This is a genomic window from Deferribacter desulfuricans SSM1, assembly GCF_000010985.1.
GTDB lineage: Bacteria > Chrysiogenota > Deferribacteres > Deferribacterales > Deferribacteraceae > Deferribacter > Deferribacter desulfuricans.
Genome location: NC_013939.1, coordinates 2,016,048 through 2,033,386, shown reverse-complemented (window position 1 = coordinate 2,033,386; position 17,339 = coordinate 2,016,048). Strand labels below are relative to the sequence as shown.

The following is a 17,339-nucleotide window of genomic DNA, read 5'->3' as shown; positions in this document are numbered from 1 at the left end:
TCAGGTTCTGTAATCTGCATTTATTTTTACATAATCGTATGAAAGGTCACAAGTATAAACAGTTTTGTTAGCATTGCCGGCTTTTAAATCTATAGTGATAACAAAACTATCTTTTTTCATAATTTCATAGGCCTTATCTTCTAAATCATCAGAGATTAAAAGTCCATTTTCCACATATTTTAAATCATCGAAGAAGATATCAACCTTATTCTCTTCAAATTCTATCATAGCAGAGCCAATTGTGGCCATGAGTCTGCCCCAATTTGGATCTGAACCAAAAAACATGGTTTTGCAAAGTGGGGAATTTGCTATTTTAAAGGCGCATTTTTTGGCATCTTCATAATTTTTTGCATTTTTGATATTTATTGAAACAAACTTTGTTGCTCCTTCACCATCTTTTACAATCATTTTAGCAAGGTCTAAGCAAACAGCTTTTAAAGCTTCTTTAAAAAGCTCAAGGTTTTTACTATGGTTTACTGATATTCCGCTCATCCCATTTGAAAATAGAAATACAGAATCATTTGTACTCATATCACCATCTACTGTTATACTGTTAAAACTGTCTTCAACTGCAAGCCTTAAAACTTCATCCTGTATGTTTTTATCAACAAGAGCGTCAGTGGTTATAAAAGCCAACATTGTGGCCATATCTGGAGCAATCATCCCTGCTCCTTTTGCGATACCACCTACAACAAAAGCTCCATTTCCAGTTTCTACAAGGTATGCGGATTTTTTAACTACAGTATCAGTTGTAAGTATAGCTTCTGCCAAGTTGTTGTCTGTATCATCAAGCTCATCTACAATCTCATCTACGTAGTTTAACATTTTATCAACAGGGAGTTGAACCCCTATAACACCAGTTGATGCCATGAGCAATGATTTATTATCAAGTTGTAGTTTATTTTCAAATGCTTGACATATTGTTTCAGTGTTTTTTAACCCTTGGTTTCCTGTACAGGCATTGGCATTACCACTATTTATTACAATCCCAAAAAATTCATCTTTTTCTGACAGAAGATTCATATCATAAATAACTGGTGCTGCTTTAACTCTATTCTTTGTAAAGGTTGCTGATACTGTTGCTGGGACATCACTAACAAGTAAACCAAAATCTTTTTTAGCGCTATTATTCCCTTTTATATCTGTACAAATTGCTGATGATTGAAAACCAAGTGGTGTAGTAACCCCACCAAGATTTATTTTTTTCATAATTGCCCCCTATAAATATTCAAAATTAGGATGTTGCACAATAGTTTAATATATTGATGCAATTAGTACAATCATTAGATTGCTCCGGCGCTTTTTCCTCGCAATGACCATTTTTAGTCATTGCGAACGAAGTGAAGCAATCTCCAGCTTCAAATGTTTTATTTGAGATCGCTTCGTCAGCTTACACTTCCTCGCGAATGACTGTTTTGCTGTCATTGCAAGCGTAGCGAAGCAATCTCAAAATGTTATTTTTTTATTGTGCCACATCCTCAAAATGTATTAAAGGTCCTCTACCTTTTCCTAAATTTAGTCCTTTAGCTCTTTGCATCGATTTTAGCAAAAATTCTTTAGCTTTTCTAATGGATATTACAAGATTTTCACCTCTAGCAAGATATGATGTTATGGCAGAAGATAATGTACAACCAGTCCCATGGGTATTTTTGGTTTTTATCTTGTCTGCTATGAAATATTCAAACCCTTTTCCATCGTAAAGAATATCTATAGCTTTATCCCCTTTTAAGTGCCCACCTTTTAAAAGAACATTTTGTGCCCCTTGATTGTAAATTAATTTAGCAGCTTGTTCCATATCTTCTATGGTTTGAATTTTTACCTCTGCTAAAATAGAGGCTTCATCTAAATTTGGTGTGATTAGATACGCACCATTTACTATTTTTTCAGCATTCCCTTCAAAAAGAGGGGTTCCGGAAGATGATTTAAGTACTGGATCGATAATATATTTGCTATTTTTTTCTTTTAAATAATTTAGAGTAAACTCAGCAATGTCCTTGGTTGCAAGCATCCCAATTTTTACATAAGAGATATCAAAATCTGCATAAAGGATATCCAATTGCTCTTTTAATAAATTTAAAGAGACAGGATGAATTTGTTTTACCTGTCTGGTGTTTTGGATTGTGATTGCTGTTATTACCGTAAGGCCATAGACACCTAAAGCCGAAAAGGTTTTTAAATCAGCTTGTATTCCAGCTCCACTACTACCATCAGAGCCTGCTATTGTCAAAACAACGGGGATACTATTGCCCATTTTCTACTATTACCTCATATCTATTTTCACCTAATATACCATCTATCTGTTTAAAAAAAGCTAATGTGGGTGAAATTTTAAAGTCTTCAGAAGCTTCAAGAGTAACCACCCCTTTTTTAGGAACACTGACTTCAAAGAAAAGTTTTTTCTCCCCTTTTTCTTTTAGGATTACATTTTTTAGTTCTTGACATAGCTTTTTATTGAATCCTGTTGAGGTAATTTTTAGTTTTACACCGTTTATTAATTCTTCAAAAGCTTCTTCTATACCAAAAATCTCTTCTGCTACGATAGAATATGTGTCATCTTTAAAATTGACAACACCTTTAACAATTATTATAGCGTCTTCAACTAAGTGCCTTACATTCTCTTTATAAAGTTTAGGGAACACGACCACATCCATTGTTCCTTCTAAATCTTCTAAAGTTACAAATGCCATCCTTTCGTTTGTTTTTGTGATATAATTTTTAACCCCTTTTACAATTCCTCCTACCATTATTAAATTATTCTCATCAGTAGTCTCGATATCGCTGGATCTTTTAGTAAAAATATCAAGAATATTTGAATAATTTACTAAAGGGTGATTTGTGAGATAAAATCCTAAAACCTCTTTTTCAAACTTTAATAGCTCGTTTTCTGGCATTTCTTCAACATCTGGATAATGTTCCTCTTCAATCTCATCTATCCCATTCTCTTTTAAAATATCTTCTATGGTAATGATACCTTCATTTTTTAGTTGCTGCTCTTTTTGTCCGCTTTCAATGGCATCATCGAGTACCTGAAGATGCTGTCTTCTGTTTTTGCCGAAAGAATCAAGTGCTCCGGCCTTGATGAGAGATTCAAGTACTTTTCTGTTGACTGTTCTGAGGTCTACACGTTTACAGAGGTCATAAATACTCTTGTATTTACCATTTGTTTTTCTCTCTTTTATGATTTCATCTATTGCTCCAAAACCTACATTTTTTATAGCGCCTAATCCAAATCTGATAGAATCACCAGTTATGATAAAATCTCTAAATGATTCGTTTATATCAGGTTTTAAAACCTTTATCCCCATTTTTTTACATTCATCAATAAAACCAACTACTTTATCCCCTTTTTCAAGTTCATTTGATAAAAGTGCTGCCATATATTCAACAGGGTAATGAGCTTTAAGATATGCAGTCTGATAACTCACCATTGCATAAGCTGCAGAGTGACTTTTGTTAAATCCGTATTCTGCAAATTTTGCCATTAAATCGAAAATCTCTGAAGCTATTTTTTCATCAAAACCTCTTTTTACAGCGCCTTCTATCCCTAATTTTTCATCACCATAAAGGAATATCTCTCTATGTTTTGCCATCTCTTCTGGTTTTTTCTTACCCATTGCTCTTCTAAGTAAATCCGCACTTCCAAGTGAGTATCCAGCAACAATTTGGGCAATCTGCATTACCTGTTCTTGATAAACAATAATACCGTAAGTCTCTTTTAATATCTCCTCTAACTCAGGTAATGGGTAAGTAACCTCTTGAAGACCATGTTTTCTTTTTACAAAGTCATCAAGCATCCCACTACCAATAGGGCCAGGTCTATAAAGGGCCACTAAGGCTATTATATCTTCAAAGGTTGTTGGTTTTAATTTTTTGAGAAGGTTTTTCATCCCGCTACTTTCAAGCTGGAATACACCTGTTGTTTCTCCACTTGATAAAAGTTCAAAGGTTTTTTTGTCATCTAATGGGATTGAGGATATGTCAAAATCTGAATCTTTTGTTTCTCTTATCAGTTTAGATGCATAATCTATTACTGTGAGGTTTTTTAATCCTAAAAAGTCAAATTTAACTAGCCCAACTTTTTCAAGTGTATCCTTTTCAAATTGAGTTACTACTTCATCATTTTGCCCCTTACAAAGAGGTACATATTCTACCAGTGGTTTATCAGCAATTACCACACCTGCTGCGTGCATCCCTGCGTTTCTTAGTAATCCTTCTAATTTTAGTGCATGATCTAAAAGCTCTTTCCCCTTTTCTATACTTTCTATATTTGGTTTTAATTCTGAATCCATTTCCAGCGCTTTTTTCAAAGTGAGGCCTGGCTTTTCAGGGATCATTTTGGCTATTTTGTCCACAGTTTTTAATGGGATTTCCAATACTCTTCCAACATCCCTTATAACACCTCTTGCAAGCAATTTACCAAAAGTGATGATTTGAGCTACTCTATCATGCCCATATTTATTTCTCACATAATCAATTACTTCTTCCCTTCTATTCATACAGAAGTCGATATCAAAGTCGGGCATGCTTTTACGTTCTGGGTTTAAAAATCTTTCAAAAAGTAGTTTATATTTTATAGGATCAATATCTGTAATCCCTACGGCATAGGCTACAAGAGAACCAGCACCAGAGCCTCTACCAGGGCCAACTGGTATTTTATTTTTTCTTGCATAATTTATAAAGTCCCAAACTATTAGATAATAACCGTCATACCCTTTTTCGTGTATTATTTTAAGTTCGTATTCTAATCTTTCGTAATATTTTGAGTGTAATTCTAATGGCACTTTTGCAAGTCTTTTATGAAGCCCTTCTTTTGAGATATGTTCTAAATAGGTTTTTAAAGTGTATCCTTCCGGAACATCATATACAGGAAGATGTAATTCACCAAATGTCATTGAGACATTACATCTTTCGGCAATTTTAACAGTGTTTATTAAAGCTTCTTCAACTTCATTAAAGGATTTCCACATTTCTTTGGGTGATTTTACATAAAGTTCTGATGAGTGAGAATCTCTTCTATTTGGGTCATTTAAAGTTTGCTGATATTGAATACACATTAAAACTTGATGAGAATAATAATCTTCTCTGTTTAAAAAGTGGCAATCGTTGGTTGCTACAAGTGGTATTCCTGTCTCTTTGGATATCTCTATTAATTTTTTATTAACTAAATTTTGTTCATTAATTCCATTGTCTTGGATTTCTAAAAAATAGTTATCTTTCCCCATAATTTCATAGTACTCAAGAGCCGCTTTTTTTGCTGCTTCATACCCTTCGTTTAATAGCTTTCTTGCAGGCTCACCAGCTAAGCAAGCGGATAGGGCAATTAACCCTTTTGAATGTTTTGCAAGAAGCTCTTTATCAATTCGTGGTTTATAATAAAACCCTTCAATATGGGCTTTTGAAACTAAATATTGAAGATTTTTCAATCCTGTATTAGTCTGAGCTAATAGGACTAAGTGATAATTTTTATCCTCTTTTTTATCATAGTTTTTATTAAATCTTGAATCCGGGGCTACATAGACCTCACATCCTATTATCGGTTTTATATCATTTGCTAATGCCTGAGTATAGAAATCCACTATCCCATACATTGTTCCATGATCGGTGATGGCTACGGCTTTACTACCGTTTTCTTTCAATTTTTGCATAAGTTCTGAAATATGGATTGCTCCATCTAACAATGAATATTGTGTGTGGAGGTGTAAATGGACAAAATCTTTACTCATCAATCAAACTCCACATTTATCTTTATTTTTTGTACGTGACTGAAAAATTTTAGATTTTTACATTTATCTATTAATATGTTTTTTAAAATTTCATCATCGCAATTGATTTCTATATCTATATCTTGTATATTTGCAATTGTTAAAATATATTCTGCAACTTTTTCGTAATCATTTAATAAGAATTTTCTAACATTTGTATTGATATTACTATCAGTGATAACCCCTATCAAAGTTTCATCATTTAAGCATAAAGGGTTTTTACCGTTTGCAATTCTGTAAACTTCAAATTTAGGGATACTACTTTTTTTATATCCTTCAGTTATGATTATGTCACACTCTGTAAAGTATTTTAAAATTAGCTCTTTTAAGGGGATGTCTCTATTTGTATCAATAACCGCTGCTATTTTTTCTTTTGATGATATCAATACCTGTTTTGCACCAGCATGTTTTAATCTGTAGGAATCTTTCCCAGGTTTATCAATTTCAAATTTATGTGCATCATGCTTTATAGCACCAACTTTTAACCCTTTATCAACAAAAATTGGTATAAGATTTTCGATAAATGTTGTTTTGCCACTGCCTGAACTACCCACAAAAGTAAAAAGTGGTGGAAATTTCTTATTCATATTAACTCCAAATAAGGTATAATATAAATTATCTTTATAATGTGTTTAAAGGTTATAAAATTAGATGATAAAGTTATCAAGTCTTAAATTTAAAACTGAGATTTTTCTTTTATTTTCCATTATATGTGGATATTTCGCACATCTTTTTGATATACAACAAAAAAACTTTTATTTATTTTTATACCTAATTTTTATTGCACTTGGTTTAAGATTTTTCATAAAAAGTAAAGCTTACTTTATTTTTCTAAGTTTAATTGTTGTTTTTAATATTTTTTTACCAAAGATTCAGGTTATTACTGAAGCTAAAAATATCTATTTTGACGATGCAAAAAGAGGGGTTCCTAAGGCGGAGCTTAAAGGTGGTGAGATAATTTATGGTGATAAAATTATCTATATACCAGTTATTTCCAAGATTATTAAAAAGCGGAATAAGGTCTGCAGGAAGCTTTACATTTTATCTGCTGGTAATATAAAAATTTTACAGGCAGCGCTATTTGGAAATAGAGATTATCTGAGTAGTGATTTAAAGGATAAGTTTATAATCACGGGTGTTTATCATTTATTGGCAATTTCTGGTTTGCATGTGGGGCTTATAATTTCTATAATTTATTTTCTGTTTTCATTTTTGCCTGTTAAATTTAGATATTTGATTGTTTCGTTATCATTAATTATTTTTATTATTTTGACAGGATTTAAAATCACAGTCATAAGAGCTGCTACTTTTGCAATAATTATATTTGTTGCATTATTTTTAGACGTTAAAACTAGCTTGTTGAAATTGGCACTGTTTCTTTGTGGATTATTTATCCTATTATCACCAGAAACGTTATTTGATATTTCATTTATTTTATCCTTTTCAGCTGTTTTTGGTATAATTTTAGTTGTAAGTAGTCTCAAAAGGTATCAATTTATAGCAGTTCCTATAGCTGCAACAGCATTTACTATGCCTTTTATTTTATATTTTTTTGGAAACTTTAATTATTTAGGAGTAATTAATACGTTTTTGGTGCTGCCGTTTATCTATATTTTGCTTGTATTGGGATTGTTTTTGCCATTGGGAATTAATTTTATAATCCCATCTGTTGAACAGATAGAGCTATTGATAGAAAAGCTGGTGAGTACTTTATATAATTTTAGTTACTCATTTTTTATTTTGCATAAGATTGATGTTTTACTGTTTATTGTTTTGATAATGTTGATAGCTCTTTTTATAAAATTTAGAAAAATATGGATACTTTTGCTGGCTTTTTTGATCCCTTTTATCAACATGAAGCAAGAAAATATAATAATTTTTCCAAATATGGTGAGATCAAAGGGGTTTGTAGATTTAAGGGAGCCTACTCAAGTTTTTTTTAAAGGTTTTTATAATGACTTCAAATATAAGTTTTTACCTATTGTTGCAAGATATGGAAATAAAGTCTTTGATAATGGAGAAATATTTATTTATGATGGTAATAATTACTATTTGAAATATAGGAATTTTAGTATAGAAAAGATTTGTATAAATGGAAATAAACCAAATTGTGAGATAGTTTATATGACAAGGTCAAATTCAATAAATACACCTTTAAAAGATAAACTTTATATAATTTATAGAAATATAGTAAAGTCAAACAATATAATAGAGCTATACAATACTAGGTGTGTTACTATTATTAACGGGAGCTTAAGTTATGATGAAGATTTTTGTAAATGAGAAAGAATATGAAATTGATGATGAGATAACACTTTATCAGTTAAAGGGTAATTTAAAACCTGATGCAGATATTATAATTTATAATGGTCATATTGTTAATACAGATATAAGGCTTAAATCCGGAGATAAAGTGGTTTTTATTAAAAGAGGTGAAAAGCCATCTAAAGAAGAGCTTGAATACTTGATGGTGGCAAGGCATACCCCAGGTGTACATGAAAAATTGAAAAAAGGGAGAGTGGCTATTACTGGTCTTGGTGGTCTTGGTTCTAATATTGCTGTTTCTTTAGCAAGAATGGGCGTTGGATTTTTAAGGTTAATAGACTTTGATGTGGTGGAACCATCAAATTTAAATAGACAATATTATTTTATAGATCAAATAGGGTTGAAAAAAACAGAAGCATTGTTGGAAACTTTATTGAGAGTTAATCCTTATATTACATATGATGCTATTGATGTATTAGTAGATGAAAATAATGTTAAAGATTTATTTGATGATGTTGATGTTATAGTTGAGGCCTTTGATAAGGCTGAAACGAAAGCTATGCTTATAAAATCGTGTATGAAACTTTTTCCTGATAAGATTATAATTGGTGCAAGTGGGGTTGCTGGGGTGCACGATACTTCGCTATTAAGGGTTGAAAGGATTGGTAAGAATGTTTATATTGTTGGTGACTTTATAAATGAAGCAAAGCCAGGGGAAGGGTTGATGGCTACAAGAGTTGCAGTAGCAGCCAATATGCAAGCAAATTTAGTGATTAGATATCTACTTGGTTTGTTAAAAGATTAGAGGTGTGTTAATGGAGATAAAAATAAATGGCAAAACTAAGATAGTTGAAGATAATCAAACAGTTGCAGATATTATTAATAATTTAAAACTTAATGTTGATAGAATTGTCATAGAATACAATGGTGAAGTATTAGATAAAAAAAATTATGATAGTATAGTGTTAAAAGATGGTGATGTTTTGGAGTTGATTCAATTTGTTGGAGGTGGTTAATGAAAAAATATTTAATTTTATTGTTGATTATTTTTATTGCTGATATTTCCTATTCATCAAATAGGCTTTCTGTGAAAGAATATGAAGGGATAATAAAAGGGGAAAAATCAGATGTAATAGTTGTTTTTTGGGCTTCATACTGTCCATATTGTAAAAAAGAGATAAAAGAGTTGCATGAAAATAATCTGTTTTTGAGCAAAAAAAATATAAATGTTATTCTTGTTGCAATTGACAAAATTGAAAGCAGCGCAAAACGAGCGTATAAAAAACTAAATGTTAATTACCCCTTTTACTTGGCTTCGGAGGAATTAGTAAACCATATTAACGCGAGATTTGTACCAATAACTGCAGTTTACAATAAAAAAGGGGAACTCGTTGATATCGCACCTGGTTACAAAACATTTGATGAAATTTTAGAAATGCTTAAAGAATAAAGTATATGAACAATAGACTAACTTTAAGACTACTTCGTCGCTAAAGCTCCTCGCAATGACCACCATCTTTCGTCTTTGCGAGCGGTAGCGAAGCAAACTGGAAAACTTGAGCAATTATTATTGTCCTATTGGTAGGTTATAATAATTTATTCAGTTTTTGTTAGAACTGCTGCAAAAAAACCATCCCCTTTTGATAAATGAAAAGGTGTATAGAAAAAGTCTTTTTCTTCTGAATTTAAAGGGATGGTAGGTTTTAAAAGTTTTACATTTTTATATTTGTTTATAATATAGTTTATATTATTAATCCCTTCCTCTTTTTCAAGTGAGCAGACACTGTAGATTAATATCCCATTATTATTTAAGAGAGATAACGCTTTATCCAAAAATCTTTTTTGAATTTTAGACATTTTATTTATATCTTTATCGTTTTTAAGCCATACTACTTCAGGATGTTTTCTGATGGTTCCAAGTGATGTGCAAGGAGCATCGAGAAGTATAAAGTCGAATTTTTCATTAAATTTATAATCTAAGAAATCTGCAAGTATTGGTGTTACATTTTCTAATGAAAAGTTTTTTATGTTATTTTTTAAAAGTATTAATCTTTCTCTTGATTTGTCCATAGCAGTTATTTTTGATTCTGGGTACTTTTTTGATAAAATAATTGTTTTACCGCCTGGTGCAGCACAGCAATCTAATATTTTTTGAGGGTTTTTAACTTCATAAAGTAAAGGTATTCTTTGTGAGTTTATATCCATTGGGTAATATCTTTTTTTATCAAAATCTTCAAAGTATGGAGTTGGTTTTAATGTGTCTACTTCAAGTAGATAATATTCAGGTTTTTCATGTATAGATTTTAAAAACTTTTCAAAGTCTTCTTGATTATTAAATTTGTTTTTCCATCTATCGATAAAATATTCAGGGAAATCATATAATATTGAGTATTGCTTTAGAATAGCTTCTTTATTTGAAGCTATTCTTCTTAAAACAGCATTAACAAGTGATTTTTGTTTCCCTTTTACAAGGTTTACCGATTCATTTACAGCAGCATATTCAGGGATATCAGATAAAAAAAGGATTTGTGCTGTGCCTAATGTAAGTGCTGCTATCGATTCTATCGGTGTTTCTTTTTTTAGATAACTAGTCAAAATGTATTGAATGAAACCAAGATGTTTAAATGTTTCAAAGTATATTTTTCTATAAAATTTTCTATATGGTGAGTCATGAAAAAAATCTTCTTTTAATTCCCCTTTAAAAAAAGAAAGGAGGAGGTTAAAAAGCCTCCTCCTATTTTTATCTGGCATAGGCCATTTGTTCAAGTCGTTTTATTCGCTCTTCAACTGGTGGGTGAGTAGAAAAAAGGTTTAATATATTTCGGCCTGAAAGTGGGTTCATGATAAACATGTGAGCTGTTGCAGGGTTAGCATCCATAGGTGCTGCTTGCACACCGTAAGCTATTTTTCTAAGAGCGTTAGCAAGAGCCAGAGGTTTGCCTGTGAGCTTTGCACCTCTTTCATCTGCAAGATATTCTCTTGATCTAGATACAGCCATCTGTATCAAAAGTGCCGCAATGGGAGCTATAATCATTGCAATTAATGCAGCAAAAGCTCCAACAGGATTATCATCATCATCTGATCGAAATCCACCAAAAATAAATGCCCATCTAGCCCAATCTGCAAGCATCATAACAGCTCCAGCAATACTTGCTGCTATTGTGGAAATAAGGATATCTCTACCATAGATGTGGGCAAGTTCGTGTCCTATAACCCCTTCGAGCTCATCTTCATCAAGTAGTTCTAATATACCTGTTGTTACAGCTACTGCAGCATGACTTGGGTTTCTACCTGTAGCAAAAGCATTTGGGGTAGGGGACTGAATAATATAAATTTTTGGCATTGGTAGACCAGCTTTTTGTGTCAGCCTTCTCACTATTGCATAAAGTCTTGGAGCTTCAGATTCTGTTACCTGTTTTGCTCTATAAAGGGATAATACAATTTTGTCGCTAAACCAGTAAGAAAAGAAATTCATACCTAATGCAAAAATGAATGCTATCATCATTCCTGTTCTACCGCCTAATAGCCCTCCGATAAATATAAATAACACAGTTAACAACCCTAAAAGTAGAGCTGTTTTAATCGTATTTAGATTCATATTGTTTACTCCTCCTTAAAATTGGTTCTGTTTTTAATTAAAGATAGAAAAACTTATTTTTGGTTCAAGAGTTTTTGCCAAGTTTTAAACCGTTCTCTAATTTATAGCCACTTAAAAACGCTGCTGTATTCATACGTTTTTTCCCTTCAAATTGCAATTCTTTTATAACTAACGCATCACTTTTGCATTTAACTTTAAAGTTTTTTTTGGTGATATCAAAAATTGTTCCAGGTTCAACCTCAGTATTATCTTTTACAACATCTGCTTCAAAAATTTTCAGTATCTTTCCATTTAAATAGGTGTACGCTGATGGCCATGGTTGAAGCCCTCTTATCTTTCTTTCAATAATAGTGGCATCTTCATCAAAGTTTATTATCCCATCCTCTTTTTTTAGAATAGGAGCATAAGTTGCCTGCTCATCATCCTGTTTTATAGGCGTAATGTCATCAAAATTTGTCAATGTTTTGATTAGTAGCTTTGCCCCAGTAATGGATAGCTCATCTAATAATTCTGGAGCAGTTTTTTTATCAACAAAAGTTTCTTCTTTTAAAAGGATATCACCTGTGTCGAGCCCTGTATCCATAAGCATAGTTGTTACACCAGTTTTTTCTTCACCATTTATGATAGCCCAGTTTACAGGTGCTGCTCCGCGATATTTTGGTAAGAGTGAAAAATGAACATTGATTGGTCCTTTTTTAGGGACATCAAGTATTTCTTTTGGTAAAATTTTTCCATATGCTACTACTACTAAGAAATCTGGATTACAGAATTTAATTTTATCATAAGCTTCCTGATTATTTTTAATTTTGTCTGGTTGATAAACTTCAAGATTATGTTGTAAAGCAAACTCTTTTACAGGAGGGGGTGTGAGTTTCTTACCTCTTCCTTTAGGTTTATCCGGCTGGCAAACTACAAGACTCACATTTATATCATTATCAATTAGTTCTTTTAATGTTGGCACAGCAATTTCAGGTGTTCCCATAAAAACAACATTCATTTTTTATCTCCTGTCTATTATTAATAAAGGCAAACGGGTAACCACCGTTATTTTTGTAACTACTTTATATAATATATAAAATGCCATCATAGATTGCTTCGCTACGCTCGCAATGACTGATGTTTTCACGTCATTGCGAGGAGCAAAATCGACGAAGCAATCTCATTTTTATACAAATTTGAACTGGTTAAACCACTTGCAAAGACCTCAATTTGTTAAAAAATATATTTTTCTTCAGATAATCTTTTAGCTACTTCGTCAATAATTCTTTTTTCATCATCTAAATCCTTAGCTTCAAAAGTAACGGTAAATCTTAAATAATGGCCAGCATCATCCCAAGGAACTGATGATATCAACTTTTCCCTTATTAAATAATCGCAAAACTCCTCAGCACTGTTAAATGTCCTACCACTTTTTGTCCCTTTTGGAATTTCAAAATATAAGTAAAATGTCCCTTTTGGTTCGTTTACATAAAAACCTAAATCTTTCAAAACATTTGCAAGTGCATTTAGTCTTCTTTGATACTTTTCTCTTACATTGTCTATTAATTCTGGGTGTCTTAATGCATATGCTGCAGCTTTTTGAATTGGTATAAACTGTCCAGAATCGTTGTTATCTTTGACAGTTGCAAAAGCCTGTACAAGCAATTCGTTACCACATACAAAAGCCATTCTCCAACCGGTCATATTATAAGATTTTGAAAGCGAATGAATCTCTACACCTACCTCTTTAGCACCTTCTACTTCTAAAAATGATGGCTGTCTTTCTCCATAAGTGAGCTCTATGTATGCAGCATCATGTATTACTGCAATATTATTTTCTTTTGCAAATTTAACAACTTTTTCAAAAAACTCTTTTGGTGCTAAAACACCAGTGGGGTTATTTGGGTAATTTAAATAAAGGATTTTAGCCCTTTTCCTGATGTCTTCAGGGATACTATCTAGATCTGGTAAGAAGCTGTTTTCCTTTGTTAATGGTAGATTATAAACATCTCCACCCAAATATTTTGTGATTGTTCCAGTTACTGGATAGCCTGGTACAGTCATAAGAGCAATATCGCCAGGATTTATAAGGCAAAATGGTATCATAGCAAGAGCAGGTTTAGAACCAATGGCGTGATTTACCTCTTTTACAGGATCAATATCTACTCCAAATCTTTTTTTCATATACTCTGCAGCTGCATCTTTAAACTCTTGAATACCGTTATCAGCATAAAATCTATTCTCTTTTTTTGTCGCTTCTTCTTGTAAAACTTTAACAATACTCATATCAGCCATATCGTCTGGTTCACCAACGCCAAGGTCAATTAACTCCTTTCCTGGGTTAGCCTCCATTGCAGCTCTTTTTGCTCTTTTTATCTTTTCGAATTTGTAAATTTTGGTATCTTTTCCAAACATTTTGCCGCCTAATCTTTCGGCTATTACATTTTCCATAAACTCTCTCATCCAATCCTCCACTGTTTGTTTTATTTATATTTTATCTAAACGTATTTTGTGATTATTGCAAGCGTCAAAACCTGGGCAATTTTTTACATCGCATGGATCCATATGGATTGTTACATCTAAATCTTCAATATTTTCTTTGAGTCTGTTTTCTATTAGTTGAGTTATTTTGTGAGCATCTTCTAATTTTAGATTTCTACATAATGTAATATGCATATCTAAAAACTTTTTATTACCTGCTTTACGTGTTCTAATTTTATGCGTATCAAGATGATATTCATCAAACTCTTTTAATATGTTTAAAATATCCTCTTTAATCTCAGGCGGGATTTCTGCATCCAAAAGATCCATACTGACTTTAATATTTAACTTGATAGCAGAATATATTATATAGAAAGCAACAAGCATTGAAAGGATAGGGTCTATAATTTGAAAATTAGTAAACTTGATTATAATTAGTGCCACTAAAATCCCTGCATTACTTAATATATCAACTTTGTAATGAAGTGCATCAGCTTCAATTATTGAAGATTTTGTTTTTTTGGCTACACGTGTTAAATATGAAACTAAGAAAAAAGTGGTGATAAGGGAGAGTAACATAATGTAGATACCGGTATTTAAGTCTGTTATTGCTTGTTTATGTATAATTTTTATTATACTTTTATAAAGGATGAAACCGCCTGATATAAGGATAATTAATGATTGAATATATGTGGCCAATGATTCAAATTTTGCATGTCCATATGGATGCTTTTCATCAGGAGGTTCTTCAGCTTTTTTTATCGCAATATAGTTAATGGATGAAGATATTACGTCTAATATGGAATCTGCAGCAGAAGAAACAATTGCCATTGAATTAACAAGAAAACCAAAAGCAACTTTAGTGCATGCTAAAAAAAAAGCGACTATTATTGCAACTTTCGGTGCGTTAGCTTTTTCCATTCAGTTTTAACTCTTCAACATAATTTAGTTCTAAATTTGTGATTGCTGCTGTTAAATGTTTTTCCTCTTTTTCAGAAAGATTATTTTTTGTTCGATCTTTAATCATCCTTAAAATGTCTATATTCATTTTTGCCGCATCTAAATCCTTTTCCAGTTTACCTGTTACAGGATTACTAATTTTTCCCATTGCAATCAGTGCGTTTGTTTCAAAAGTGGTCACGAGAGAGAAAAATAGTGTTTCAAAATAGCTTTTTTCATCCATTTTCCCCTCCCACTTTATTTAATTTTCTAAAATCTATCCAAACGTCAAAAAGACCGAAAATACTCACAATTACGGTTAATGGTGGTTCTAATATGACAAAAAAGTAAACTAAATATTTTAAAATTAACGGTATTTTCATTTTTTTCAACCAGTATTCCAAAACTTCAATCCCTTGTAAAAAGAAAAGTACGAAAAAGATGATCAACGTGTTATATGATATCATTTTAGTGTAAAACGATTTTGATAAAATAAGAAACCCACCTATTACAAGTATTGGAATAAACTTGAAAGGTACAGTAAAAGGCTTTACTGTTTGCTTTTTCAATCTCAAATAAAAACGTTTGTTTATATAAGTTATAAAAACGATGTAGCCATAACTCAATGAGGGCATAAGATAAACAAATATTTTAGCTATTTGATTTACATTTTTACTTATTTTTTCAATATAAAAAAGCTTCTCTACCGGCGCACTGCTTTTTAGTATTTCTAAATAGGAATTGATATTACTTATCATAGTTGAGATAAACATATCTCTTATATTTGGTAAAAACAAAATAATTATGATTGTAACAATTAAAGATGGTAACCCTGCAGTGAATTCAGCTTTTTCTTTTCCTTTAACAATAAATATTACTGGGAGTAAAACAAATAAAATGTAATATAAAGCGATTATTTTAAATAAATAACCGTAAATTAATAAAGCTACAATTAGCTCAATCTTAAAGTTGCTTTTGGATATATCAAAATAAAAAATTAAAAAAAGTGGTGATATAAGGCCTAAAAAAAGCCCAAAATACGGGTTATAAATATTAAATGTAAATAATGTGAAACTTACAAATAAGTGAAAAATAGAAATAGGATTTATCATCTTTCAGATCAAGAAAGAAGGGGGTAGCCCCTTCTATTATTATTATTTGTTTAATGTAAAAGGTAGTAAAGCCATTATCCTTGCAGTTTTGATAGCATCTGCTAATCTTCTTTGATGCTTAGCACAGGTTCCTGTTAATCTTCTTGGCATGATTTTTCCACGCTCAGTTGTAAACTGCTTTAATAAGTTAGCATCTTTATAATCTATATCAATATGCTCTGTGCAAAATTTGCAAACTTTTTGTCTTTGAAATCTTCTTCTAATTACAGCCATATATTTTCCTCCTTATTTTTTCTTAAAATGGGATATCGTCTTCATCAAAAGTGTCACTGTTTGTATCATCCAAAAGGTCAGATGCATCAGCAGTTCTATCTTTTCTCCAAACTAACTGGATGTTTTCAGCCACAATTTCGTGCTTGCTCCTTTTTTGTCCATCTTGTTCCCATGTTCTATAGCTTAATCTTCCTTCTACTAAGATGGATATCCCTTTGGCTACATATTCACCAGCAAATTCAGCTAGTCTTGAAAATGCTACAATATCTATAAAACAGGTTTCTTCTCTTGTTTCATCACCTTGTTTATACCTTCTATTTACGGCAAGACCAAAAGTTGCCACTGGAGTACCGCTACCTGGGATATATCTAACTTCAGGGTTTCTTGTCACATTCCCCAGCAATATTACTTTGTTTAAAAATCCCATATTATTCCTCGTTTTTAGCTTCTTCTACTGTCTCTTTTGGCTCTTCTGGAGTAGTTTCCTCTTTTTTAGGTTGATTTCTCAATTTGAATTTTTTCCCATCGATTTTAATTACTATAAAGCGTATAACACTTTCGTTTAATCTAAATCTTCTTTCTAATTCTTTAGGAAAATCAGCTTCTGCTTCAAAATTGATTAAGAAATAGTACCCTTCGCTAAATTTCTGAATTTTGTAAGCGAGTGTTTTTTTGCCCCAAACTTCTTCATGCAAAATTTTGCCATTGTGTTTTACGATGAGTTCTTTGAATTGCTCAAATACTTTGTTGGCATCTTCCTGAGATAAATCAGGCTTAACGATAAATAGTGTTTCGTATACTCTCATTATTCCTCCTTACGGTTTTTTAGCCATGTGCCCTTATTGTCACATAGCAAGGTGGTTGTAGCTATTATCAGTTGTTCGGTACTTTGTCAATAATTTCTTTATAATTAATATTCAACTTTACTTT

The 17,339-nt window shown here is 31.7% G+C and carries 18 protein-coding genes; 4 read left to right on the top strand and 14 right to left on the bottom strand.

Annotated elements, in window-relative coordinates:
- The 4 genes from argJ to mobB all read right to left on the bottom strand — a co-directional run bounded on the left by argJ (position 1) and on the right by mobB (position 6,349).
- Entirely contained in the window at positions 1–1,209 is a 1,209-nt protein-coding gene (argJ, locus tag DEFDS_RS10115; protein WP_013008700.1) for a bifunctional glutamate N-acetyltransferase/amino-acid acetyltransferase ArgJ, read from the bottom strand.
- A gap of 253 nt (positions 1,210–1,462) precedes the next feature.
- Entirely contained in the window at positions 1,463–2,251 is a 789-nt protein-coding gene (gene thiD, locus DEFDS_RS10110) for a bifunctional hydroxymethylpyrimidine kinase/phosphomethylpyrimidine kinase (RefSeq protein WP_013008699.1), read from the bottom strand.
- A complete protein-coding gene (locus tag DEFDS_RS10105) occupies positions 2,241–5,723 on the bottom strand; it encodes a DNA polymerase III subunit alpha (protein ID WP_013008698.1) in 3,483 nt (1,160 codons plus the stop codon). The genes thiD and DEFDS_RS10105 overlap by 11 nt, the downstream gene beginning before the upstream one ends.
- Entirely contained in the window at positions 5,723–6,349 is a 627-nt protein-coding gene (mobB, locus tag DEFDS_RS10100; RefSeq protein WP_013008697.1) for a molybdopterin-guanine dinucleotide biosynthesis protein B, read from the bottom strand. Before mobB ends, DEFDS_RS10105 begins: the two co-directional genes overlap by 1 nt.
- Before the next feature lie 64 nt (positions 6,350–6,413).
- Between mobB and DEFDS_RS10095 the strand changes: the two genes are divergently transcribed.
- The 4 genes from DEFDS_RS10095 to DEFDS_RS10080 are packed head-to-tail and all read left to right on the top strand — an operon-like array spanning position 6,414 to position 9,477.
- The gene (locus DEFDS_RS10095; protein ID WP_013008696.1) at positions 6,414–8,045 is read left to right on the top strand and encodes a ComEC/Rec2 family competence protein; all 1,632 of its coding nucleotides are present in this window, start codon (positions 6,414–6,416) and stop codon (positions 8,043–8,045) included.
- Entirely contained in the window at positions 8,026–8,832 is an 807-nt protein-coding gene (thiF, locus tag DEFDS_RS10090; protein ID WP_041223992.1) for a sulfur carrier protein ThiS adenylyltransferase ThiF, read from the top strand. The genes DEFDS_RS10095 and thiF overlap by 20 nt, the downstream gene beginning before the upstream one ends.
- 10 nt (positions 8,833–8,842) lie before the next feature.
- Entirely contained in the window at positions 8,843–9,043 is a 201-nt protein-coding gene (thiS, locus tag DEFDS_RS10085) for a sulfur carrier protein ThiS (RefSeq protein WP_013008694.1), read from the top strand.
- Positions 9,043–9,477 (top strand): TlpA family protein disulfide reductase, encoded by a 435-nt coding sequence (locus DEFDS_RS10080; RefSeq protein WP_013008693.1) that lies wholly within the window; start codon positions 9,043–9,045, stop codon positions 9,475–9,477. Before thiS ends, DEFDS_RS10080 begins: the two co-directional genes overlap by 1 nt.
- A 146-nt stretch (positions 9,478–9,623) precedes the next feature.
- Here the strand turns inward: DEFDS_RS10080 and DEFDS_RS10075 are convergent, their stop codons facing one another.
- The 10 genes from DEFDS_RS10075 to rpsF form a co-directional block, all read right to left on the bottom strand.
- Positions 9,624–10,778, bottom strand: coding sequence for an RsmB/NOP family class I SAM-dependent RNA methyltransferase (locus DEFDS_RS10075; RefSeq protein ID WP_041223738.1), 1,155 nt, complete (start codon positions 10,776–10,778; stop codon positions 9,624–9,626).
- Positions 10,768–11,625, bottom strand: coding sequence for a zinc metalloprotease HtpX (gene htpX / locus DEFDS_RS10070; RefSeq protein WP_013008691.1), 858 nt, complete (start codon positions 11,623–11,625; stop codon positions 10,768–10,770). Before htpX ends, DEFDS_RS10075 begins: the two co-directional genes overlap by 11 nt.
- 64 nt (positions 11,626–11,689) lie before the next feature.
- Positions 11,690–12,622, bottom strand: coding sequence for a methionyl-tRNA formyltransferase (gene fmt / locus DEFDS_RS10065; protein WP_013008690.1), 933 nt, complete (start codon positions 12,620–12,622; stop codon positions 11,690–11,692).
- Positions 12,623–12,837: 215 nt separating this feature from the next.
- Positions 12,838–14,067, bottom strand: coding sequence for an LL-diaminopimelate aminotransferase (locus DEFDS_RS10060; protein WP_013008689.1), 1,230 nt, complete (start codon positions 14,065–14,067; stop codon positions 12,838–12,840).
- 24 nt (positions 14,068–14,091) lie between these two features.
- Positions 14,092–15,006 (bottom strand): cation diffusion facilitator family transporter, encoded by a 915-nt coding sequence (locus tag DEFDS_RS10055; RefSeq protein WP_013008688.1) that lies wholly within the window; start codon positions 15,004–15,006, stop codon positions 14,092–14,094.
- On the bottom strand, positions 14,993–15,268 hold the full coding sequence (locus DEFDS_RS10050; protein ID WP_013008687.1) for a DUF1844 domain-containing protein: 276 nt from the start codon (positions 15,266–15,268) through the stop codon (positions 14,993–14,995). The genes DEFDS_RS10055 and DEFDS_RS10050 overlap by 14 nt, the downstream gene beginning before the upstream one ends.
- Positions 15,261–16,136, bottom strand: coding sequence for a DUF2232 domain-containing protein (locus DEFDS_RS10045; protein ID WP_013008686.1), 876 nt, complete (start codon positions 16,134–16,136; stop codon positions 15,261–15,263). Before DEFDS_RS10045 ends, DEFDS_RS10050 begins: the two co-directional genes overlap by 8 nt.
- 42 nt (positions 16,137–16,178) lie before the next feature.
- Positions 16,179–16,409, bottom strand: coding sequence for a 30S ribosomal protein S18 (gene rpsR, locus DEFDS_RS10040; RefSeq protein ID WP_013008685.1), 231 nt, complete (start codon positions 16,407–16,409; stop codon positions 16,179–16,181).
- Between the two features lie 22 nt (positions 16,410–16,431).
- A complete protein-coding gene (ssb, locus tag DEFDS_RS10035; protein WP_013008684.1) occupies positions 16,432–16,836 on the bottom strand; it encodes a single-stranded DNA-binding protein in 405 nt (134 codons plus the stop codon).
- Between the two features lies 1 nt (position 16,837).
- A complete protein-coding gene (gene rpsF / locus DEFDS_RS10030) occupies positions 16,838–17,215 on the bottom strand; it encodes a 30S ribosomal protein S6 (RefSeq protein ID WP_013008683.1) in 378 nt (125 codons plus the stop codon).
- Positions 17,216–17,339: the final 124 nt, after the last annotated feature.